The following is a 22,201-nucleotide window of genomic DNA, read 5'->3' as shown; positions in this document are numbered from 1 at the left end:
CGGCAGTTTACGGGCGACACCGTGATTGAGTGCTAATAAATGGAAACTACTCTTAGCATTGTGTCTAGTTTGTGATAAGGCACTTTCGTTGTGTCACCACAACGTAAACCCTATATTTCGAGCCGTGGATGCCGGAACAGGCTCATTCGTCTGGTGAAATACGGCAACTTCCACTGAGGGGGTTGGTCCGGTGGGCTCTTTGCAGAGTCTTGCTGATCGGGACCTCGTTGAATTCTTAGGAGCTATCAAATGAAGAAATCTCTAGTCGCACTGGCCGTCCTCGGCTCTTTCGCTGGTGTTGCCGCCGCTCAATCGTCGGTGACCCTGTTCGGCGTGGTTGACGCTGCAGCCCGTTACACCAAGGCCAACGGCCAAGACCTGTACAGCCTGGCTTCCGGTGGCAACACCACCAGCCGCCTGGGCGTGCGCGGTGTTGAAGACCTGGGTGGCGGCCTGAAGGCTAGCTTCTGGTTGGAAAGCCAAGTCAACGTGGATGCTGGCACTGCTGCTGGTTCTGACGGTAAGTTCTGGGGCCGCCGCGCCACCGTCAGCCTGTCGGGTGACTTCGGTACCGTGAACCTGGGCCGCAACAAGAACTCCACTAAGCTGGCTTATGAGGACTTCGATCCTACGTCGGCAACTGGCCTGGGCAGTGTTGAAAACCTGTACAGCAACCTGGGTTCGGGCGCTGGTCTGGGTCGCTACGACAACCAAGTCACCTACGTTCTGCCTGGCAATCTGGGTGGTTTCTACGGTTCGGTGGACGTGGCTGCAGGCGAAGGCGCTGAGTTCAGCAAGTCCTACAGCGGCCGCGTGGGCTACAAGGTTGACGCCATCAACGTCAGCGCTGCTTACATGGAAACCGGCGTGAACACCAAGTTCAAGCTGTTGACCGTGGGTGCTTCGTATGACTTCGGCATCGCCAAGCCTTCGCTGATGTACACGACGACCGAATTCGGCGCTGCCAAGCAAGAAGTTTGGACCGCAGCTGTGACCGCTCCTCTGGGCGCTGGCTCGGTGTGGGCTTCGTACAGCGACGCTGCTGACAAGAGCACCGTGTCGTCGACCACGTACAAGGCCAACCAAATCGCTGCTGGCTACATCTACAACCTGTCCAAGCGTACCGCTCTGTACACCACCGTGTCGCTGATCGACAACGGCGCTGCAGCCAAGTTCGCAGTGGCTAACTCGCCTGCTGTTGCAGCCGACGGCCGTTCCGGCGGTTTCGATCTGGGCGTGCGTCACAGCTTCTGATCGAGCATTCAAGCTTTCGCTTGATGCCTAAAAAGCCACCTTCGGGTGGCTTTTTTTCGTTTCTGGGGACGTGTTCGTCGCCTGAGAGACAGGGTTAGCTCTTGTTGGTCAGGCGCAACGACTGGCCCCGATTTTCCTGTGCTTACTACAGAATGGACCAGCTGCACCTATTCCAAACAGGAGACATCGATATGAAAAAGACCGCCCTGATCTTGAGCCTTCTGGCTGCCAGCACCTCCGGTGCTTGGGCCCAGTCCAGTGTGACGATGTACGGCATCGTCGATGCCGGTGTGCGTTACATCAGCAATTCCGGCACCGTCCCCGGCACAGGCGCTTTGTGGCAAGTGATTCCCGGCGGCATGTCGCAAAGCCGTTTGGGCTTCAATATCACTGAGGACATGGGTGGCGGCCTGAAGGCTATCGCCAATCTGGAGCACCGCCTGAATTCCGATACCGGTACCGCCGCTGCGGCCGATTTCTGGCGTCAGTCCTGGGTTGGCCTGCAGTCCGCTGACTTTGGTCGTATCACTTTGGGTCGCCAGTACAACGTGCTGTTCGATATCTACACATCGACCTATGCGTCCTTCAAGTACTCGCCCTACATTGAGGCGTACAAGCCAGAAATCGGCTTGTCCATGGGTGCGCGTCAAGACAATATGGTCAAGTACCTGATCGAAGCGGGTGGCCTGCGCGGCGAGCTGCAAGTCAGCGCCGGTGAAGGGAATTCCCAAAACAAATCCATGGGTGGCTTGCTGCGCTACCAGATGGGTGATTTCTCGGTGGGTGGCGCTTATCTGGAAGTGACTGACACGAGTGGCATGAAGGTTCAAGGCACGACGGCAGGCGCGGCTTGGACCAGCGGCCCCTGGTATGTGAATGCTTCCTGGGCGCAGAATAAGTTTGACAAGGGCAGTCTCTTGGGTGGGGCTTATACCGCCGGTTTGATTGGTGCTGGTGTGTTGAATGCTGCGGCCAACGATGTGAATCAGCGTGATATGTACGCTGCTGGCGTGACCTATCAACTCACGCCTCAGATCAACTTGGGTGGCCATTATTGGCGTGCCGATCAGACGCATTTCGTGTCTGGATCGAATAAGAGTAACGCGGACTACTTCGCTGCGGTGGCCGACTACGCCTTCTCCAAGCGCACCGATGCCTACGCAGAATTCGATTACACAAAGTTCAGCAATGGCTATGTGAAGTTTGCTAACGGTGCCACGCACCGCTACGGCGCCACCGTGGGTGTGCGCCATCGCTTCTAAGTTCTGAAGCGATTTACCAGGCCATAGACATGGTCTGGTAATTTCTAGCAAGGGCCGCTGCGCGGCCCTTTTTTATTGTGGCCGACCGCTTGCGGGTTCAGGTAGGCGCCATACTTAGCCATGAGTACGTTTAAGTTTTTTCATAAGTCCCGCTTGGCTCGGGTGCTTGTGCTGTCGAACAGCGTGGCTTTGACGTCCTGCGCTTGGCCGCCGACAAGGCCGGAGCTGAGCCAAGGCACCGAGTCGGCGGCAGCTGGTGCGCTGCGCGAGTGGTCCTCCCGCGAATTGCCGGGCAAGAGTGCGACCCAGTATTCGCTGATCGAGCGGGCCGGGCGCCCCTGTGTGCTGGCCCAGGCCAATAAGTCTGCCAGCCTGTGGCGGCGCGGCATGAAGCTGGCGCCTGATCAGCTGGCTGGCTTGCAATTCGATTGGTGGATTGGCAGCTTCGCCGATACCGCCAGCGTGACCAGTGCGCAAACCGACGACGCGCCGGCCCGCTTGCTGCTCGGCTTCGATGGCGATGTTGAGCGCTTGTCGATGCGCAATCGCATGCAGTTCGACCTGGTGCAGACCTTGACGGGCGAGGCGCCTCCTTATGCCTTGCTGATGTATGTTTGGGACGCCTCAGCCCCGGTCGATACCCTGGTCGTCAGCACCCGCAGTGATCGCATTCGCAAGATCGTCGTGGGTTCCGGGCCGCGTAGCGCCGAGCACAAGGGCTGGGTACGCCTGCAGCGCGATGTAGCTGCTGACTTTGCCCGCGCATTTGGTGAGGCGCCCGGCCCGCTGATCAGCATGGCCTTGATGACGGACGGTGATAACACCCGCAGCCGCTCCGATGCCTGCTATGGCAATATCATGCTCTTCGATCCGCAGGGTCAGGTCTTGCCTGGTAGCTTGCAAATGTGAGGCTGGCAATTCAATCCTTGGTTTTCGGCTTTGCGAATGGCTGCAGGGCTTGATAGTCTGCCCGGCCCTTCGTAAACATAACGCACATCGCACGGCGACAGCATTGCCAACACCGGCTCAGGGCTTACCCCTTTGTTCTTGGCGCCGGACTTAGCCATCATCGCCACTTCTTCTCTTCTCGGGAATCTTGCCCGGCGCGTCTCGCTGCCGGTGCCTGCCGCCGCTTCTCACGCATGCTAGTTTTCGTTCTCCGCCGCCTTGCGCAGGCCGTCATCGTGATGCTTTCGGTGGCGTTCATTGCCTTCATGCTGTTTCAGTATGTGGGCGACCCCGTCACCAATTTGCTGGGGCAAGACGCCACACAAGAGCAGCGCGATTCTCTGCGGCGCGATCTGGGCTTGGACGCTCCGTTCCCGGTGCAGTTCGCTCGCTTCATCGGCAATGCCGTGCAAGGCGAGTTCGGCCTGAGCTTGCGCCAGGGGCGCAAAGTGTCCAGCTTGATCGCTGAGCGCTTTCCGGCCACGCTGGAGTTGTCCTTGGTGGCGGCCCTGATCGCCCTTGGCGTCGGTATTCCGCTGGGGGTCTACGCGGCACTGCGGCGCGGCAAGGCCAGCTCGCAGTTGCTGATGATGTTGTCTTTGCTGGGTGTGTCACTCCCCACTTTTTTGATCGGCATCCTGCTGATTCTGGTGTTCGCGGTCTGGCTCAAGTGGTTGCCAAGCTTTGGCCGAGGTGATGTGCTGGCCTTTGGCTCCTGGACTACCGGACTCTTGACCGCCGATGGCCTGCGCCATGTGCTCTTGCCGGCTATCACCTTGTCGGTGTTCCAGCTCACCTTGATCATGCGTTTGGTGCGGGCCGAGATGCTGGAGGTGCTGCGCACCGATTACATCAAGTTCGCCCGCGCACGTGGGCTCAGCAATAACGCGGTCTACTTCGGCCACGCCTTGAAGAACACGCTGGTGCCGGTGATCACCATCACCGGCTTGCAACTCGGCTCGCTGATTGCTTTTGCCATCATCACCGAGACGGTGTTTCAGTGGCCCGGCATGGGGCTGCTGTTCATTCAGGCGGTGCAGTTCGCTGACATTCCGGTGATGGCGGCCTATCTGTGCCTGATCTCATTCATTTTCGTCACCATCAATCTCTTGGTGGATTTGCTTTATTTCGCGGTTGATCCGCGCTTGCGTGTCGAAGGCAAGGCCCACTGATGATGAGTAAACCTTCTGGGGTATCGACCCCTGCGCCTGCCGTGGTCAAAGCGCCGAGCGCCCTGGCGCGCTTTCTGGACGGCGATGTCTGGCATTCCTTCAAGTCTTCACCGGTTGCGATCGTGGCGGCCTTGGTGGCGCTGGTCTGCGTCATTTGCGCGGTCTTCGCCGATGTGGTGGCGCCGCACAATCCCTTTGATCTGGCCTCCCTGGAGCTGATGGACTCGCGCTTGCCGCCGGCCTGGATGGAGGGCGGCAGCAGCAAATACCTGTTGGGCACCGACGATCAGGGCCGCGATTTGCTCTCGGCCCTGATGTACGGCGCGCGCATCTCTTTGTTTGTGGGTCTGGCCTCGGTGCTGGTGTCCATGGTGATTGGCGTTGGCCTGGGCTTGCTGGCCGGCTTTGTGGGCGGCAAGGTGGATGCCTTCATCATGCGCATCTGCGATGTGATGCTGTCTTTCCCGTCCATCCTGGTGGCGCTGCTGATCGACGGTGTCGGCCGCGCCATGTTCCCTAACGCCCATGATGCGCTGGCTTTCGGGGTGCTGATTTTGGCCATCTCGCTGACCGGCTGGGTGCAATACGCGCGCACGGTGCGCGGTTCCACCATGGTGGAGCGCAACAAGGAGTATGTGCAGGCGGCCCGTGTGATCGGCGTCAGCTCGGCCCGCATCATGCGCCGCCATGTGCTGCCCAATGTGCTGGGGCCAGTGATGGTGTTGGCCACCATCCAGGTGGCCTCGGCCATCATCACCGAAGCGACCCTGTCATTCCTGGGCGTGGGTGTGCCACCTACCAGCCCTTCGCTGGGCACCTTGATCCGCGTCGGCAATGACTTTTTGTTCTCCGGCGAATGGTGGATCACCATCTGGCCCGGCTTGATGTTGGTGCTGATCGCACTCAGCGTGAATCTGCTGGGTGACTGGCTGCGCGACGCGCTCAATCCCCGTTTACGTTGAACGTTATGAGCACTCCGCTTCTTGAAGTACGCCATCTGCGCGTGGAATTCCCCGGCCGGCGCGGCACCTTGCTGGCCCTGGATGACATCAGTTTTGATATTGCGCCGGGCGAGATTCTCGGCGTGGTGGGCGAGTCCGGTGCGGGCAAGTCCTTGACCGGCGCGGCCATCATCGGCTTGCTGGATCCGCCGGGGCGCATCGCCAGCGGCGAGATCTTGTTGCAGGGTAAGCGCATTGACAACCTGCCCTACGAGCAGATGCGCAAGATCCGCGGCCGCCAGATCGGCGCGATCTTTCAAGACCCGCTGACCTCGCTGAACCCGCTTTACACCGTGGGCCAGCAGTTGATCGAAACCATCACCACTCACCTCGATCTGAGCCAGGCGCAAGCCCGCCAGCGTGCGATTGAGCTGCTGGCGCAGACCGGCATTCCGGCTCCTGAGGCGCGCATCGACCAGTATCCCCACCAGTTCTCCGGCGGTATGCGCCAGCGAGTGGTGATTGCGTTGGCGCTGGCCGCCAAGCCCAAATTGATCGTGGCCGATGAGCCGACGACTGCGCTGGATGTTTCCATCCAGGCGCAAATCATTGCCTTGCTCAAGCGGGTCTGCAAAGAGCAGGGCGCGGCGGTGATGCTGGTGACCCATGATATGGGTGTGATTGCCGAGACCTGTGACCGTGTGGCCGTGCTGTATGCCGGCCGGGTGGTTGAGATTGGCCCGGTGGCGGAAGTCATTCACCACCCCGCCCATCCCTACACGGCGGGCTTGATGGGCGCCATTCCCGCCATGGACGAAGACCGTGAGCGTTTGCTGCAAATCGACGGCGCCATGCCGCGCCTGAATGCCATCCCGGCCGGCTGCGCCTACAACCCGCGTTGCCCTCAGGTGTTTGAGCGCTGCCGCAGCGAGCGGCCCGAGCTGCGGCCGGTGGGCCAGACACAAGCCGCCTGCTGGCTGAGCGAAGCGAAGGAGGCGCGCGCATGAGTGCCGCTGAAGTCGTGGTGACGCAGCCCTTGGTGGAGGTTCAAGACCTGGCCAAGACCTTTGATGTGTCGGCGCCGTGGTTGAATCGCGTGCTGGAGCGTAAGCAGCGCCAGTTCGTCCATGCGGTGGACGGGGTGAGCTTCAGCATTGGCAAGGGTAAGACGCTGGCCCTGGTGGGTGAGTCGGGCTGCGGCAAGAGCACGGTGGCGCGCTTGTTGGTGGGGCTTTACCCGCCCACCCGTGGCACCGTCAGCGTTGACGGCCTGGACATCGCCAAGACACTGGCTTCGCCCGGCGCCCTGGCTCTGCGCCGGCGCATGCAGATGATTTTTCAGGATCCCTATGCCTCGCTGAATCCGCGCTGGAAGGTGCAAGACATCATTGCCGAGCCGCTGCGCGAGCATGGCTTGATCAGCAGCGCCGAGGAGTTGCGCGCGCGGGTGGCTGAACTTTTGCTGTCTGTGGGTTTGGCCGCGGCGGATGCGGAGAAATTTCCGCACCAGTTTTCGGGCGGCCAGCGGCAGCGTATTTCGATTGCCCGGGCGCTGGCGACGCAGCCGGAGTTTTTAGTCTGCGACGAGCCGACTTCGGCCTTGGATGTGTCGGTGCAGGCCCAAGTGCTCAACATCATGAAGGATTTGCAGCGCCAGCGTGGGCTGACCTATCTGTTCATTTCCCACAACCTCGCCGTGGTGCGCCATGTGGCGGATCAGGTTGGCGTGATGTATTTGGGTCGCTTGGTCGAGGTGGCCGACAAGGCCGAGCTCTTCGCCCGGCCGCGTCACCCCTACACCCGCATGCTGCTGGACGCGATCCCGGACATCCACATGAGCGGGCGCGCCCGCACGCCGGTGCAGGGCGAGGTGCCTAACCCGCTGAGTCCGCCGTCCGGCTGTAGCTTCCATCCGCGCTGCCCACATGCGAATGAACGCTGCCAGCGTGAACGCCCGCAGATGTTGGAAATCCGGGGCGTGCGCGTGGCTTGCCACGCGGTGCAAGAAGACCGGATTGCTTGAGCCTTGCCGGCTTGGCTTGCGCCGGCTTTTTGCTGCCGGTGCTAGGTCAGCGTGGCGCCAGAGCTGGGGCCGAGGCCGCAGAACCTGACGCTGCTGCAGCGCCTGCTACCGGTTTTGCCGCATCCTGCGGGAGGGTGAGGGCGCCTTTTTGACCGCAGCCGGTCAGCGTCACAAACAGAGCAGCAAGCAATAGCGAAGTGCCTCGGCAAGACCCTGATGCGGCCTCGGGCTGAGCTTGCGGGCCTACACTGCGGGATGATTTTTCGTGATTCATCTTGGAAGTTTAGCCCCCATGTCGCTTGATCATTCTGCCGCTGCAGTTGCCGCACCCGCTGCCACCCCTTTGACCGACGCCGAGTACGCCGCCCGCACCCGCGCCGTCTTGGATCGCATCGAGGCGCAGGTCGATCAATGGCTGGACGCTGATGTCATCGATATCGACAGCCACCGCTCCGGCGGCCTGCTGGAGCTGAGTTTTCCGGATCGCAGCAAGATCATCATCAACACCCAGGCCCCGCTGCAGGAATTGTGGCTGGCGGCCAAGGCGGGCGGCTATCACTTCCGCTTTGTGGCGGGCGCATGGCTGGACACCAAGACCAGCAGCGAGTTCCACGCCCACTTGTCCAGCCTGGCCTCCGCGCAGGCTGGGAAGGCGCTGAGTTTCTCAGCGCTTGAATAGATCGAGGATGCTCTTCTTCTCTTCCTCGGTGCCGGCGGCCGGCAGCTTGCTTTCATCACCGGCCAGGCTGCGCACACCCTGGTTGCCGCTGTACTCGTCGTAGTACCACTCGCCACCGACGTTGACCACGCCTTCCGGCGCCACGGCTTCCTGCACTGGCTTGCCGCGCAAGGCAAAGTTCATGTATTCGATCCACACGGGGAGCGACAAGCCGCCGCCGGTTTCGCGGTCGCCCAGCTTGCGTGGTTGGTCGTAGCCAATCCACACCACGGCCACGACTTCTTGCTGGTAGCCAGCGAACCAGGCATCCATCGAATCATTGGTGGTGCCGGTCTTGCCGTAAATGTCGGGGCGTTTCAACTGGGCTTGCGCCTTGGCGGCCGTGCCGCTGCGGGTCACTTCTTGCAGCAGGCTGCTCATCATGAAGGCATTGCGGGCCTCGATGACGCGGTTCTCTTCGCCCACATCGGCTTGCGGCGCCTCGTACAGGAGCTTGCCCTTGTTGTCGGTCAGCTTGGCGATCAGCTGCGGCGCGACACGCAAGCCGCCATTGGCAAAGACCGCAAAGCCTTGCGCCATCTGCATCGGGGTGACCGAGCCGGCACCCAGCGCCATGGTGAGGTAGGCGGGGTGCTTCTCGGCCTCAAAGCCGAAGCGTGTCACCCATTGCTGGGCGTAGTGCACGCCGATGGAATTGAGTACCCGGATCGACACCATGTTTTTGGATCGTGCCAGGGCGCGGCGCATCGTCATTTGGCCTTCAAAGGTGCCGTCGTAGTTCTTGGGCTCCCAGGGCTGGCTGCCGGTGCTGGTGGCATCGAAGAACAGCGGTGCGTCGTTGACGATGGTGGCCGGCGTGAAGCCTTTTTCCAGGGCTGCCGAATAGATGAAGGGCTTGAAGCTGGAGCCGGGCTGGCGCCAGGCCTGCGTCACATGGTTGAACTTGTTCTTGGCGTAATCAAAGCCGCCCACCAGGGCGCGCACCCGGCCGTTGCGCGGGTCCAGCGCGATGAAGGCGCCTTCGACCTCGGGCAGCTGGGTGATGGTCCATTCGTCCTTGCCGGCCCGGGTGGACTTGATGACACGGATGATGGCGCCGCGGCGGATGCGGGTCTTGGGATTGCCCTTGTCGGCCAAGCCCGAGGTGGCTGGCTTCAGGCCTTCGCCACTGATATTCACCAGCTCGCCGCTTTGCAGAGCCGCCACCACCTTTTTCGGATCGGCCTGCAGCACCACGGCCGCCAGCAGTTCGTCATTGGCGGGGTGATCGGCCAGGGCCTCGGCGACACGTACGTCCACATCTTTGGGCTCGGCCGGCAGGTCTGCATAGGCTTCGGGGCCGCGGTAGACCTGGCGGCGCTCGTAATCCATGATGCCGCGGCGCAAGGCCCGGTAGGCGGCCGTTTGTTCGTCCGCGCGCAGGGTCAGATAGACGTTCAGGCCGCGGGTGTAGGCGTCCTCGCCATATTGGCTGAAGATCAGCTGGCGGGCTGCTTCGGCCACGTACTCGGCATGCGGCAGCGATTCATTGACCGTGCGGTAGCGCAGCACCTCGGCCTTAGCGGCGTCGCGCTGCTCGGCCGTGATGTAGCCGTTCTCCAGCATGCGCTCAATGATGTATTGCTGGCGGATATTGGCGCGGCGCGGGTTGTTGATCGGGTTGTAGGCCGAAGGGGCCTTGGGCAGGCCGGCCAGCATGGCGGCCTCGGCAATAGAGACGTCTTTCAGTGGCTTGCCGAAATAGATCTCGCTGGCGGCGGCAAAGCCGTGCGCCCGGTGCCCCAGAAAGATCTGGTTCATATAGATCTCGAGAATCTTCTCTTTACTGAGTGCGTTCTCGATCTTCAGGGCCAGCAAAATCTCATAGATCTTGCGTGTCAGGGTCTTCTCAGTCGACAGGTAAAAGTTGCGTGCCACCTGCATGGTGATGGTGGAGGCGCCTTGGCTGCGCGACTCACCCACGTTGGCTAGTCCCGCGCGGATCACGCCCAGATAGTCAACCCCGCCATGCTGATAGAAGCGCGCGTCTTCAATCGCCAGCACGGCGTCTTGCATGACCTTGGGGATGTCTTTGATGGACTGGTAGTTGCGGCGCTCTTCGCCAAACTCACCCAGCACTTGGCCATCGGCCGACATCACGCGCATGGGCAGTTTGGGCCGGTAGTCGGTCAAGCCGCTGATGTCCGGCAGGTTCGGGTAGGCCATGGCCAAAGCCAGGGCGGCCAACAAGGCAATGCTCAGCAGCATGGCTAGCGCCAGACCACCCAGCCAAAGCAGGCTCTTGCCAATTAACGACGCCACAGGATGAGCCTTGGCGGGACGGGACTCAGCGTTGGATTTCTGAGTGGATTTCTTCTGGGTGTCGCTCATGGGCCTCCGGATGAGTGCGCTGATTATAGAAACAGCGGCCAGCCCCAATCGGTAGGGGACTAAGACCCGTGTTGATCGTGAGGCATTCCCGGGATTGCCAAAAATTTCGGCCTACAGACCTTGTCAGGCGGATTCGGCCCTGTTTTTCAGGCTTTAACGCGGAACTTGCTCGTGTATGTTTCGCAACGTGGTGTTACTTTGTATGCAGGGCGTTTCTTGGGAACTCAAGGGCTTTGCTGCTAGCATTCAAGTAACTTATTAACAGTCCGGGCCAAAGGCGCTGGGGGATTCGGGGCGTGGGAATACTTGACGTACTTTTAAGGCGTAAAAATCCGCCGGTGATAGGCTTGGACATCAGTTCAAGCAGTGTCAAGTTGGTGGAATTGAGCCAGGCTGCCAACGGCGATATGGTGCTAGAGCGTTTGGCGACCGAGCCCTTCGAGAAGGGCTGGATCACCGACGGCCAGATCGAGAAATTCGACGAGGTGGCCGATGCGGTGCGCCGCGTCGTGGCGCGCAGCGGTTGCAAAACCCGCGACGCCGTTCTGGCCATGCCCCAATCGGCCGTGATCACCAAGAAAATCATGCTGCCCGCGGGCTTGCGCGATGAAGAGTTGGAAATCCAGGTCGAAGCCGAGGCTAACCAGTACATTCCCTTCTCCCTCGATGAGGTGAGCCTTGATTTTTGCGTCATCGGGCCCAGCCCGACCTCGGTCGGTGATGTCGAGGTACTTATTGCCGCCTCGCGTAAAGACCGCGTGCAGGACCGCCAAGGCTTGGCCGAAGCAGCGGGTTTGCGCCCTGTGATTCTGGACATCGAATCGCACGCCTCGCGCATGGCCATGGGCCGCTTGATCGCCAATTTGCCGGGTGCCGGCAAGGACGCTTTGGTGGCCTTGTTCGAGATTGGCGCCGACACCACCAGCCTCAAGGTGCTGCGTGATGAAGAGATGCTTTACGACCGCGACCAGGCTTTCGGTGGTTCTCAATTGACGCAATTGATATCTCGTCAATACGGGTTTTCATTTGAAGAGGCGGAACAAAAGAAACTCGCCAATGACCTGCCCGATGATTTTGTGACCGTGGTTTTGAATCCCTTTGTCGATAGCCTGTCGCAAGAAATTGGTCGCGCTTTGCAATACTTTTTTACAAGTACGCCCCATCACAAGGTTCACTACGTGATGTTGGCCGGTGGTACCGCCACATTGCCGGGCCTGAAGGAGCGGGTGACCGAATTGACCGGGTTTGCCTGCATGGTGGTCAACCCGTTTGAAAACATGGCCCTGGGTTCGTCGGTGCGCGAGTCCAAACTGCAGCGTGAGGCGCCGGCTTATCTGACGGCGTGTGGCTTGGCGATGCGGAGGTTTTTCCAGTGATTCTGATTAACCTTCTTCCCTATCGCGAAGAAAAGCGCAAGCGGCGCAAGAATGCTTTTTTTGCCGGTCTGGGCCTTGCGGCCTTGGTCGGCGTTGGCTTGCTGACAGCGACCTATTTGTTGCTGCAGTACCTGACCTCCGAGCAACAAGGTCGCAATCAATACCTGAGCACCGAAATTGCCCGGCTTGACGAGCAAATCAAGGACATCGCCAATTTGCGCTCGGAAATTGAAGCGCTGAAGTCGCGCCAGCGTGCGGTGGAAGATTTGCAAACCGACCGCAACACCCCCGTGCAACTGCTCAATGAGTTGGCTCAGCACACGCCTGAAGGCGTTTACCTGACCGGCATCCGGCAGGCCGACAAGGTGGTGACGGTTACCGGCATCGCCCAGACCAATGAGCGGGTGTCCGAGTTCTTGCGCAATACCTCCCGTCATTCCGAATGGCTGGAGCGGCCTGAGTTGGTGGAAGTCAAGGTGGCGAATCTAAGCACCAGCAGCCGTGACCAAAAGCGCTTGTTCGATTTCTCCATGAAGATTTCGATCAAAGAGCCGGCCCGCGATGCGCAAGCCAAAGATGGCAAGGATGGCCTCAGTGGCCCGGCCCGCGGTGCCAGTGCACCGGCGGCCCAGAAACTCTAAGCCGAGCAGGCCAAGATCATCATGGCAGCTAAGTCAATCAATTTGAAGTTCGATCCCAGTGCCGCGTTTGAGGGCATTGCGGATCAGTTCCGTGGCCTCAACCCCAATGAGCCCGGCCAATGGCCTTTGATGCCCAAGTTGGCCTCATTCCTGGCGGTCGTTTTGCTGGTGTGTGTGTTGGGCTGGGTGTTCATGCTTGCGGATGTGCAGGCCGGCCTGGATGCCGAGCGGGACCGCGAGCCAATTCTGAAATCCGACTACCGGGGCAAGCTCGCGCAGGCGGTCAATCTGCCGGAGTTGCGCAAGCAAAAAAGCCAGGTCGAAGAGTATGTGACACAGTTGGAAAAGCAGCTTCCCGGCAAGGCCGAGATGGATGCGCTGTTGTCTGACATCAACCAGGCGGGCCTCGGCCGCGGCCTGCAGTTTGAACTGTTCCGGCCCGGCCAAGTGGTGGTCAAGGACTATTACGCTGAGTTGCCTATCGCCTTGCGCGTCTCGGGTCGGTACCACGATATCGGCTCGTTTGCTGCCGATGTTTCCAACCTCTCGCGCATCGTCACCCTGCACAATCTGGTGGTGTTGGCGCCCACGGGCAAGGATGCATCAAGCAATAACCTGAGCATGGAAGCGACCGCACGAACCTATCGCTATCTGGACGCCCTGGAAGTGGCCGAACAAAAGAAGAATGCAGCCAAGGCTGCTGCGGGAGCTAAAAAGTGAGCCGCGCCAAACCAGTCACAGGCTTGACTCTGCTCGCCTTCAGCGCCTTGCTGCTGGCGGGCTGTGCCGCCGATATGGATGAGTTGGGGCAATGGATGAAGCAAGAGCGTGACAACGCCAAAGCGACCATCACCCCCCTGGTTCCGCCCAAGAAGTTTTTGCCGCAGCCCTATGAGGCGAGCTCTGGCGTAGAACCCTTCAGTCCGCAAAAACTCAGTGTGGCCATCAAACAAGAGGCGGCCCAGCCGAACTCTTTGCTGACGGCAGAAATGAATCGTCGGCGTGAGCCGCTGGAGTCATTCCCCCTGGACAGCATGTCCATGGTCGGCAGCATCACGCGCCAGAACAATCGATATGCCTTGCTGCGGGTGGATAACCTGCTTTACCAAGTCAAGAGTGGCGACTATCTCGGCTTGAACTTCGGGCGGGTCATGAAGATCAGCGAAACCGATATCACCTTGAGAGAAGTCGTTCAGGACGCTGCAGGCGAATGGACAGAACGTAGCAGTACCCTCCAGCTTCAGGAGCAGGGACGATGAACAAGAATTTCCAGGAGAGTTTGAGGATGAGCCATTGGCGCAATCTGGCATTGGCCGTCACCGTAGGCTTGCTGAGCTCGGCACATGCCTTGGCGCAGACGGCCATCAAATCCATCACCAGCCAGCAGCAGGCCGGCGTCGAGGTCGTCCGCATTGAGCTGACGCAGGCGCTGACCGAAGTGCCCAAGGGCTTCACGGTGCAAACGCCGCCGCGTATTGCGATTGACCTGCCCGGTGTGGTCAACGGCATCGGCCGCTCCATGGTGGAAATCAATCAAGGCAATCTGCGCTCGGCCAACGTCGCGCAAGCGGGTGAGCGCACGCGTGTGGTGCTGAATCTGCGCCAGGCCTCCAGCTATCGTGCGGAGTTGCAAGGCTCGGCCCTGGTGCTGGCCCTGGAGTCGGCACCCGTCCCTGCCGCCAAGAGCAGCGATGAGCCGGTGCATTTCTCGCAAAGCCTGAATGCCGAAGCGCAATCGATTCGGGACATTGACTTCCGCCGCGGGCAAGACGGTGCCGGCCGCGTGATTGTCAATCTGCCCAGCAATCAGGTCGGGGTGGACATTCAGCAGCAAGGCAAGAATCTGGTCGTGGAGTTCCTGCGCTCCAGCCTGCCCGAGAGCCTGCGCCGCCGTCTGGACGTCAGTGACTTCGGCAGCCCGGTGCAGTTCATTGCCAGCAGCCAGGTCGGCGACAAGGTGCGCATGGTGGTTGAGCCCAAGGGCAATTGGGAGCACAGCGCCTACCAAAGCGACAACCAGTTTGTGCTGGAAGTGCGCCCGCAGAAGGTTGACCCGAACAAGTTGACCACCGGCCCGGGCTACGCCGGCGACAAGCTGTCGCTGAACTTCCAGAACATCGAAGTGCGCGCCTTGCTGCAGGTGATCGCTGACTTCACCAACTTCAATGTGGTGACCAGCGACACCGTGACCGGCAATGTCACCCTGCGCTTGAAGGATGTGCCTTGGGATCAGGCCTTGGACATCATCATGCAAGCCAAGGGCCTGGGCCTGCGCAAGTCCGGCAATGTGCTGTGGATTGCGCCCAAGGACGAACTGGCCGCCAAGGAAAAGCTGGATCTCGAGTCGAAGGCTCAGATCTCTAGCTTGGAGCCTGTGCGCACTCAATCCATCCAGCTGAACTACACCAAGGCCGAAGAAGTGGCCAAGGGCATCAGCGGCCAATCCAGTGGCGGCAGCAGCGCGGGTAGCGGTGGTGGCGCGAGCAATTCTTCGCGCTTGTTGTCGCCTCGCGGAAGCGTGATTTTCGAGACCCGCACCAACCAGCTCTTTGTCACCGACATACCGAGCAAGTTGGAAGAGATCTTGGCCATGATCGCCAAGATCGATATCCCGGTTCGTCAGGTCTTGATCGAAGCGCGCATCGTGGAAGCGGATGACAAGTTCGGTCGCTCACTCGGCGTGAAGCTGGGTGCGAATGATCTGCGCGGCCGCCAAGGTGGCATTCCTGGCTACAACTTGGGCGGCGCTAACTATGTGACGACCGGCGGCAACTACACCGGTGTGGGCTATCAAACCCAGCAGAACAACGTCAACGACTACGCCAACACCCAGTTCGTCAACTTGCCGGCCAATGTGACTTCGGACAGCTTTGGCGCCGCAGCCAGTGCGGCGACCTTCGCCCTGTCCTTGTTCAGCGCCACGGCCAACCGTTTCCTGAACCTGGAAATCTCGGCATTGGAAGCTGATGGCAAGGGCAAGATCGTGTCCAGCCCGCGCGTCATCACGGCTGACCAGGTCAAGGCTTTGATTGAGCAGGGTGAAGAACTGCCCTACCAAGTGGCCACCTCCAGCGGCGCCACCTCCATCCAGTTCAAGAAGGCTGTGCTGAAGCTGGAAGTGACACCGCAGATCACGCCCGAAGGCAGCGTCATTCTGGATGTGGACGTCAACAAAGACAGCCGCGGCACCTTGACCCCGCAAGGCTATGCCATCAACAACAAGCATGTGAAAACACAGGTCTTGGTTGAGAACGGCGGCACCGTGGTGATCGGCGGCATCTTCACGCAAGACGAAGGCGAGTCCGTGCAGAAGGTGCCCCTGCTGGGTGACGTTCCTTATTTGGGTAACTTGTTCAAGAGCAAGTCGCGCACCTCATCCAAGACTGAGTTGCTGATCTTCCTGACACCGAAGGTCGTGAGTGAACGCGCTACGGTGCGCTAATTGAGAGATTGAAGTGCCGGCACTCTGCTGCAATGCGGCTGTGCGGGCGAGGCAACAATGAGGGTGCAGCCTGTGAACGAACAGGCTGGCTTGGCAGGAGATTTGCGAATCATGATGAAGATTGAGAAATTATTAGGACGTCGTCTAGGCCAATGTGCCGGGGCGGTGTTATTGAGCGGCTTGCTCGCCGCCTGTGGTGGTGGCGGGTCAGCAGGGGATCCGGTACTGGGTGGCGGGACGGGTACGCCCGGCGGTACCGGTACGCCAGCAGCATTGGCTGATATGGCCCTCGTTGCCGACAAGACGGCAATTCCGAACTCCGGGGCCGAAGTTGTGACCTTTAAGATCACAGCCCTGGCGGCTGGCAATGTCGCGTTGATCGGCTCTGCCATACCTGTGAACGTGGAAGTTGACGCAGGTGCGGTGGTTACTCCTTCGGCCAAGGTGACCGATGTCAAAGACGGTACGCTGACTGCCGTGGTGTCTTTGGTGGATAAGACCAGCCGAACCGTCAAGGTGACGGCGACCAGCGGGTCCATCAAGAAGACGGTTAGTTTTAACGTCGTGGACAGTGTCACCGGCAGCGCTGTGGCGGATCTTTCTGTCGTCGTCGATAAGCAGACGATTGCCAACACCGGCCTCGAGATGGCCAGCATCACAGTCACCTCGCTGGATGCTTCCCGCTCCGCCATCGGCGGTGCTCTCGTGAGCATGCAGGTGGTAGACGTAGGTGATGCCGTTGTGTTGGACCCTGGCAAGACGAATACGGATGCCACCACCGGGCAACTGACGCGCCGACTCAGCCTGCAGAACAACAAGACCAAACGAACTATTGCGGTCAAGGCGACAAGTGGCACGGTATCTCGCACCATCACGGTGGACGTCGTTGATCCGCCTGCAGGAACTGTGTTGATTGCCAACGACCTGACTCTGATCCTCAGTAAGGCCAGCATCACAGATTCGGGTAGCGAATCTGTCGATGTTGTCGCCAAGGCAGTGGATGCCAATCGGAATGCCTTGGCCGGTATTGACGTAACTTTTACGGTTGATAACGACGGTGTATTCATTCCAGTCAATACCAAGACGGATGCCCGTGGCGAGGCCAAGGGCACGGTTGAAATCGGTGCTAACCGAACGGTAAGAACCATCCTGGTGTCCGCGCAAAGCGTTGGGGCAACTGGCGTATTGAAAGTCGTGCGCGCGCTTTCGGTGACGGGGGCCAAGTTGGTTGCAACTGTTAACCAACCGAACCGATTGGTGGGTGAGAAGGGTTCTGTGGATTACTCGCTGGTCGATGTCAACGGTAGCCCCATCCCAGATGTGTCGATTGTGGTGAGCGGCCCAGGTTCGGCAAGCGGCCGTGGAACGACTTCCGCGCAAGGTCGCTGGACCTACAACTACACCGCAGAAGGCTCGGGCCGCATGTCCATCAAGGCTGTGGGTGGTGCCGGCGATACGCCTGTGGAGTCCTTTGTCAACGTTGCATCAGTGCCTGGTCCTTTGCCCGCTACTACCAAAATCTTGTCAGCGACCATGACCATGGATCCCATTGTGGTCAAGGTCAATCAAGCTGGAAGCGATACCAATCGGGCTGAAATCCGCCTCTTGTTCCGTGGCGAAAAGAATGCCCCGATCGAAAACGTGCGAGTCCATGTGGGTCTCGGCCCGAACAATAGTTCGACGGATGGCCGACTCAGCGTGAGCGAGAACGACGCACCTTTGTTGTCAGACAAGAACGGCGTTGTTACCTTGAGTTTCATCCCTGGAGAGCGGGCCAGTCCTACCGATCAGGTCAAGATTCACGCTTGCTATGGCCGCACCGACGATTTGGGGCGCACTTCTGATGCTGTGCCATGTGCGAATGGCTTTGCCATCAATCCCGTCTCCTTGACGGTTGTTGAGTCGCCAATTTCTATCTCCGTCGGTAGCGACGATGTGCTCGGCATTGGCAGCACGGGTTTGACGTATGTGGCCAAGTTCACAGTGTTGGTGGTGGATGCGGCGGGCAACCCAAAGTCGGGCGTTCAGATCTCGCCAATGATTGATTTGCTGGGTTACGCCAAGGGGCAGTACTCATGGGATGCTTCAAATAAGAAGTGGTACATCCCGACAGACATCAGGGGCACCGCGTTGTTTTTGCGCTGCCGTAATGAAGATCGCCTGGAGCCTGACGGTACCCGGAACGGAACCATGGAGGTCTTTGGCAATGACCCCGAAGATGCCAATGGCAATGGCCAATTGGATCCCCGCAAATCGGACGTGTCGGTCAGTATGGTGGGCTCCACGACGACCGATGCAAACGGCCTCGCGACTTTGCGAATTGAGTACCCGAAGAGTGCGGCATCTTGGGTGCGGTACATGCTGAAGGTTAGTGCGCCAGGTGTTTTGAGTCCTCCAGCTTGGTATGGCCGATATGAAGAACGTTGGCTGCCAACTCTTTTGGATGCAATCAAGAGCGAAGCGACTCCTGCGTTTGTCACTAGCCCATATGGAACAACAATAACTGGGTATCCTGGTTCGACTGATCCTTTGGCAGTTGTGCAAGCAGGTTGCACGGTCAATCCATAAATTGCTGGAAACGCTGGCTTGATCATCTCCCTCGTCGGCATGCCCGGCAGTGGTAAATCCACTGTCGGGCGACAAATGGCGCGCCAGCTTGGCGTGCCATTTGTCGATTCCGATACCGAAATCGAAGCCCGCTTGGGCGAGACGATTCGCGCCTTTTTTGATCGCGAGGGCGAGGCGCCTTTTCGGGATATCGAGGACGAGGTGATTGCCGCTTTGCTTGCTCGCACAGACGAGTTTGTTTTGGCGACTGGCGGTGGTGCGGTGCTGCGTGAAGCGAATCGCGATCTGCTGCACAAGCATTCAACCGTGCTTTATCTGCGTTCCACGCCGGAGGAGTTGTTTCGGCGTTTGCGGCATGACACCCAGCGCCCGCTGCTGCAGGTTCGCGACCCGCTGCAAAAGCTGCGCGAGCTCTATGCGGCGCGCAACCCGCTGTATCGGCGCTGCGCCCACTTCGTGCTGGAGACCGGGCGCCCCACCGTTAACGGCTTGGTCAATATGGCCTTGATGCAGCTGGAGTTGGCCGGTGTCGTGGACCCGAGTCGGGTGGCTGCCACAGTCGGGGCCGAGCGCAGCTTGGTGCAGCTCAACGAAGCTGAGCGCGGCTGAAGCGGCCGGCAGCTCATCGCTGCATCGTCAGCCCCGTACACTTGGGGCATGACTGTCGCAAACCCACACGCAAGCCTCATCAATCCTCCCACGCAATGTGTTGGCATCCAACTGGCGCATGAAGCCTACGACATCCTGATCGGCCCTGGCTTGTTGGCCAGCGAAAGCAGTTGGCAAGACTTGCCACGCGCGACGACAGCCGTGATCGTCAGCAACGAGACGGTGGCCCCGCTCTTTCTTCCGAAGCTAGAAGCGCGCTTGTTGCGCCACTACGCGCGGGTGGAAAAAGTCATCTTGCCGGACGGCGAGGCCTTCAAGACATGGGACTCGCTGAACCACATTTTTGATTGCCTCTTGGCCAAAGCTTGCGACCGCAAAACCGTGCTGTTCGCCTTGGGCGGCGGCGTGATCGGCGATATGACCGGCTTTGCTGCGGCGGTCTATATGCGCGGCGTGCCATTTGTGCAGGTGCCCACCACCTTGCTGGCCCAGGTGGATTCCTCGGTGGGCGGCAAGACCGCTATCAATCATCCGCTGGGCAAGAACATGATCGGCGCGTTCTACCAGCCTCAGCGCGTCATTGCCGACCTCGATAGCCTGGACAGCTTGCCGCAGCGTGAGCTTTCTGCCGGCTTGGCCGAGGTCATCAAATACGGCCCGATTGCTGACGCGGCCTTCTTGCAATGGATCGAAGACAACATCGAGGCCTTGCTGGCGCGTGACAAGGCGGCACTGGCCTATGCCGTGAAGCGCTGCTGCGAAATCAAGGCCTGGGTGGTGGGGCAAGACGAGCGCGAGCAGGGCTTGCGCGCGATTCTGAATTTCGGCCACACCTTCGGCCACGCCATCGAAACTGGCATGGGTTATGGCGCCTGGTTGCACGGCGAGGCGGTGGGCTGCGGCATGGTCATGGCTTCAGATCTGTCGGTGCGCCTGGGTTTGATGCCTGCTGAGTTTCTGCCGCGCATGCGCCGGCTGATCGAGCGCGCAGGTTTGCCGGTGGTTGCGCCGGACTTAGGTGTTGAACGCTACCTCGATTTGATGCGTGTCGATAAAAAGGCGGAAGGCGGCGAGATCCGCTTTGTGTTGATCGACAGCTTGGGCAGTGCGGTGATGCGTGCGGCGCCTGATGCCGTGGTGGCTGAAGTCATCCGCAGCCATTGCGCCTGAGCGTGTGCGAATAGGCTGGCTGCGTATTTCAGCCCATCCCGGCCACCCATTTCAGCGGAACGCGGACAGCGTTTCAGACGAAGGCGGACACCATTTCAGGCTGATCGCGGACAGCGTTTCAAACTGATCCCGGACACCCCTGGCGCGCGCAAGTGACCTGAGCCGTAGGCATGCTGACCGATTTTTCGGTCCGTCATGCCCACTCCCAGGATTCACATGCGCCAACTTCGACAAACCCTTCGACTTCACCTTGAATCTGGCCTGAGCATGCGCGAGTGTTCGCGCGTGCTTGGCATCGCCAAGTCGACCGTCAATAGCGTCGTTATGAAGGCCCGCGCCGCCGGTGTGGACTGGGCCGCCGCCCAGACGCTGGACGATGCCGCCTTGGAGGCTCGCTTGTACGGCCCCGCTGTGCCTCGGTCCAGCACCCAGCTTGAGCCCGACTTCGCCCTCGTCCACCAGGAACTCAAGCGCCCCGGCGTCACCTTGCAATTGCTCTGGGAGGAGTACCAGCGCGGTCTGACCGACGCCGGCTCGCAAGCCTACAAGTACACCAGCTTCTGCGTGAAGTACCGCGCCTGGGTCACCGGCCTCAAGCGCTCGATGCGCCAGGTCCACCCGGCCGGCGAGCGCCTGTTCATTGACTACGCCGGCCAGACTGTGCCCTTGGTGGACGCTGCCACCGGCGAGATCCGGCAAGCGCAGATCTTCGTGGCCGTCCTCGGCGCCTCGAACTACACCTTCGCCTGCGCCACGCCGACACAGACAGCAGCCGACTGGGTCGGCGCCATCATGGATGCGCTGGAGTTCATGGGTGGCGTGCCCCGGCTGATCGTGCCGGATCAGGCGCGCGCCCTGATCGCCCGGCCCGACCGCTACGAGGCCACGCCTAGCCGTCTGGTCGAAGAGTTCTGCGACCACTACGACGTGGCGATGCTGCCCGCGCGTCCTGCTCATCCCCGCGACAAGCCCAAGGTGGAGGTCGGCGTGCAAATCGTCGAGCGTTGGATTCTGGCGCGGCTGCGGCACCGGCGCTTCTTCACCCTGGCTGAGCTCAACGCCGCTGTCCGGGAGTTGCTGGTGGACCTGAACGCTCGGCCGTTCAAGAAGCTACCCGGCTGTCGGGCCAGCGCCTTCGCGGCCTTGGATCGGCCGCTGCTCAAACCCCTGCCGGCAGCGCGCATGCCCATCGCCCGCTTCAAGCGCGCCCGGGTCAATATTGACTATCACGTTGAACTCGATGGCCATTACTACAGCGTGCCGCACCGGCTGGTGCGCGAGCAGGTCGAGTTGCGCATCACTTCGACCACGGTGGAGATTCTGGCGGGCCAGCAACGCGTGGCCGTGCACGCCTACAGCGTCCGGCGCGGGGCGCACACGACGGCGCCCGAGCACATGCCGGCCTCCCACCGGGCGCACCGAGAGTGGACCCCAGCCAAGCTCATCGCTTGGGGTGAGCACATCGGCGTGGCCACAGCCGCCGTGGTGCGCTGGCAGATGGAACACCGGCCGCACCCCGAGCAAGGCTACCGCTCCTGCCTCGGCCTGCAAAGCCTGGCGCGCCAGTTCGGCCACGAGCGGCTGGAAGCGGCCTGCGTTCGCGCCATGTCGATTCGCTCGCCGACCTACCAAAGCGTCAAGTCGATCCTGGCCACCGGCTTGGACCGGCAAGCCGCGCCGGCCCAAGCCACGCAGGCCGCACTCCCGCTGCATGACAACGTGCGCGGCCCCGATTACTACCACTGA

Annotated in this window: 19 protein-coding genes; 17 read left to right on the top strand and 2 right to left on the bottom strand. The window is 60.4% G+C overall.

Going from position 1 to position 22,201, the window contains the following annotated elements; translation table 11 throughout:
• The first annotated feature begins 249 nt into the window (after positions 1-249).
• From AT984_RS15030 to AT984_RS14995, 7 genes are all read left to right on the top strand, one after another.
• Positions 250-1,254 carry a porin gene (locus AT984_RS15030; RefSeq protein WP_058720790.1) on the top strand — a complete coding sequence of 335 codons (1,005 nt, stop codon included), beginning with the start codon at positions 250-252 and terminating at the stop codon, positions 1,252-1,254.
• 191 nt (positions 1,255-1,445) lie between these two features.
• Complete coding sequence (locus AT984_RS15025; RefSeq protein WP_058720789.1) at positions 1,446-2,516, top strand: porin; 1,071 nt, start codon at positions 1,446-1,448, stop codon at positions 2,514-2,516.
• A 120-nt stretch (positions 2,517-2,636) separates the two neighbouring features.
• Positions 2,637-3,425 carry a DUF3047 domain-containing protein gene (locus AT984_RS15015; RefSeq protein ID WP_082680051.1) on the top strand — a complete coding sequence of 263 codons (789 nt, stop codon included), beginning with the start codon at positions 2,637-2,639 and terminating at the stop codon, positions 3,423-3,425.
• 233 nt (positions 3,426-3,658) lie between these two features.
• Complete coding sequence (locus AT984_RS15010; RefSeq protein ID WP_058720786.1) at positions 3,659-4,636, top strand: ABC transporter permease; 978 nt, start codon at positions 3,659-3,661, stop codon at positions 4,634-4,636.
• 2 nt (positions 4,637-4,638) lie between these two features.
• Positions 4,639-5,598: an ABC transporter permease gene (locus AT984_RS15005; RefSeq protein WP_058722353.1), complete on the top strand. Its 960-nt coding sequence runs from the start codon at positions 4,639-4,641 to the stop codon at positions 5,596-5,598.
• A gap of 5 nt (positions 5,599-5,603) precedes the next feature.
• A complete protein-coding gene (locus AT984_RS15000) occupies positions 5,604-6,584 on the top strand; it encodes an ABC transporter ATP-binding protein (protein WP_058720785.1) in 981 nt (326 codons plus the stop codon).
• The gene (locus AT984_RS14995; RefSeq protein WP_058720784.1) at positions 6,581-7,600 is read left to right on the top strand and encodes an ABC transporter ATP-binding protein; all 1,020 of its coding nucleotides are present in this window, start codon (positions 6,581-6,583) and stop codon (positions 7,598-7,600) included. The genes AT984_RS15000 and AT984_RS14995 overlap by 4 nt, the downstream gene beginning before the upstream one ends.
• A gap of 46 nt (positions 7,601-7,646) precedes the next feature.
• Here AT984_RS14995 and lptM read toward each other — a convergent pair whose 3' ends face one another.
• Entirely contained in the window at positions 7,647-7,874 is a 228-nt protein-coding gene (gene lptM, locus AT984_RS24000) for an LPS translocon maturation chaperone LptM (protein ID WP_442952148.1), read from the bottom strand.
• 18 nt (positions 7,875-7,892) lie between these two features.
• On the opposite strand from lptM, the gene cyaY reads away from it, so the two are divergent.
• Positions 7,893-8,279, top strand: a complete 387-nt coding sequence (gene cyaY / locus AT984_RS14990; RefSeq protein WP_058720783.1) for an iron donor protein CyaY — start codon at positions 7,893-7,895, stop codon at positions 8,277-8,279.
• On the opposite strand, the gene AT984_RS14985 is transcribed toward cyaY, so the two are convergent.
• Positions 8,265-10,649, bottom strand: a complete 2,385-nt coding sequence (locus AT984_RS14985) for a penicillin-binding protein 1A (protein WP_058720782.1) — start codon at positions 10,647-10,649, stop codon at positions 8,265-8,267. The genes cyaY and AT984_RS14985 overlap by 15 nt on opposite strands.
• Before the next feature lie 296 nt (positions 10,650-10,945).
• Here AT984_RS14985 and AT984_RS14980 point away from each other — a divergent pair, with 296 nt between their 5' ends.
• The 9 genes from AT984_RS14980 to istA all read left to right on the top strand — a co-directional run bounded on the left by AT984_RS14980 (position 10,946) and on the right by istA (position 22,201).
• Positions 10,946-12,025, top strand: a complete 1,080-nt coding sequence (locus tag AT984_RS14980; protein WP_058720781.1) for a pilus assembly protein PilM — start codon at positions 10,946-10,948, stop codon at positions 12,023-12,025.
• On the top strand, positions 12,022-12,666 hold the full coding sequence (locus AT984_RS14975) for a PilN domain-containing protein (RefSeq protein ID WP_058720780.1): 645 nt from the start codon (positions 12,022-12,024) through the stop codon (positions 12,664-12,666). Before AT984_RS14980 ends, AT984_RS14975 begins: the two co-directional genes overlap by 4 nt.
• A gap of 21 nt (positions 12,667-12,687) precedes the next feature.
• Entirely contained in the window at positions 12,688-13,386 is a 699-nt protein-coding gene (locus tag AT984_RS14970; protein ID WP_058720779.1) for a type 4a pilus biogenesis protein PilO, read from the top strand.
• A 23-nt stretch (positions 13,387-13,409) separates the two neighbouring features.
• Positions 13,410-13,925 (top strand): pilus assembly protein PilP, encoded by a 516-nt coding sequence (locus AT984_RS14965; protein WP_058722352.1) that lies wholly within the window; start codon positions 13,410-13,412, stop codon positions 13,923-13,925.
• Positions 13,922-16,108 (top strand): type IV pilus secretin PilQ, encoded by a 2,187-nt coding sequence (pilQ, locus tag AT984_RS14960; protein WP_082680050.1) that lies wholly within the window; start codon positions 13,922-13,924, stop codon positions 16,106-16,108. Before AT984_RS14965 ends, pilQ begins: the two co-directional genes overlap by 4 nt.
• A 111-nt stretch (positions 16,109-16,219) precedes the next feature.
• The gene (locus AT984_RS14955) at positions 16,220-18,676 is read left to right on the top strand and encodes an Ig-like domain-containing protein (RefSeq protein WP_156422049.1); all 2,457 of its coding nucleotides are present in this window, start codon (positions 16,220-16,222) and stop codon (positions 18,674-18,676) included.
• Between the two features lie 18 nt (positions 18,677-18,694).
• On the top strand, positions 18,695-19,285 hold the full coding sequence (locus tag AT984_RS23640; RefSeq protein ID WP_058720776.1) for a shikimate kinase: 591 nt from the start codon (positions 18,695-18,697) through the stop codon (positions 19,283-19,285).
• Between the two features lie 48 nt (positions 19,286-19,333).
• Entirely contained in the window at positions 19,334-20,455 is a 1,122-nt protein-coding gene (gene aroB, locus AT984_RS23635) for a 3-dehydroquinate synthase (protein ID WP_058720775.1), read from the top strand.
• Positions 20,456-20,650: 195 nt separating this feature from the next.
• Positions 20,651-22,201 carry an IS21 family transposase gene (gene istA, locus AT984_RS14940; protein ID WP_058718810.1) on the top strand — a complete coding sequence of 517 codons (1,551 nt, stop codon included), beginning with the start codon at positions 20,651-20,653 and terminating at the stop codon, positions 22,199-22,201.

The organism is Paucibacter sp. KCTC 42545 (assembly GCF_001477625.1).
Classification (GTDB): domain Bacteria; phylum Pseudomonadota; class Gammaproteobacteria; order Burkholderiales; family Burkholderiaceae_C; genus Paucibacter_A.
Note: the sequence above shows the minus strand (reverse complement) of the source record. Positions and strands in the feature narration are given on the sequence as shown.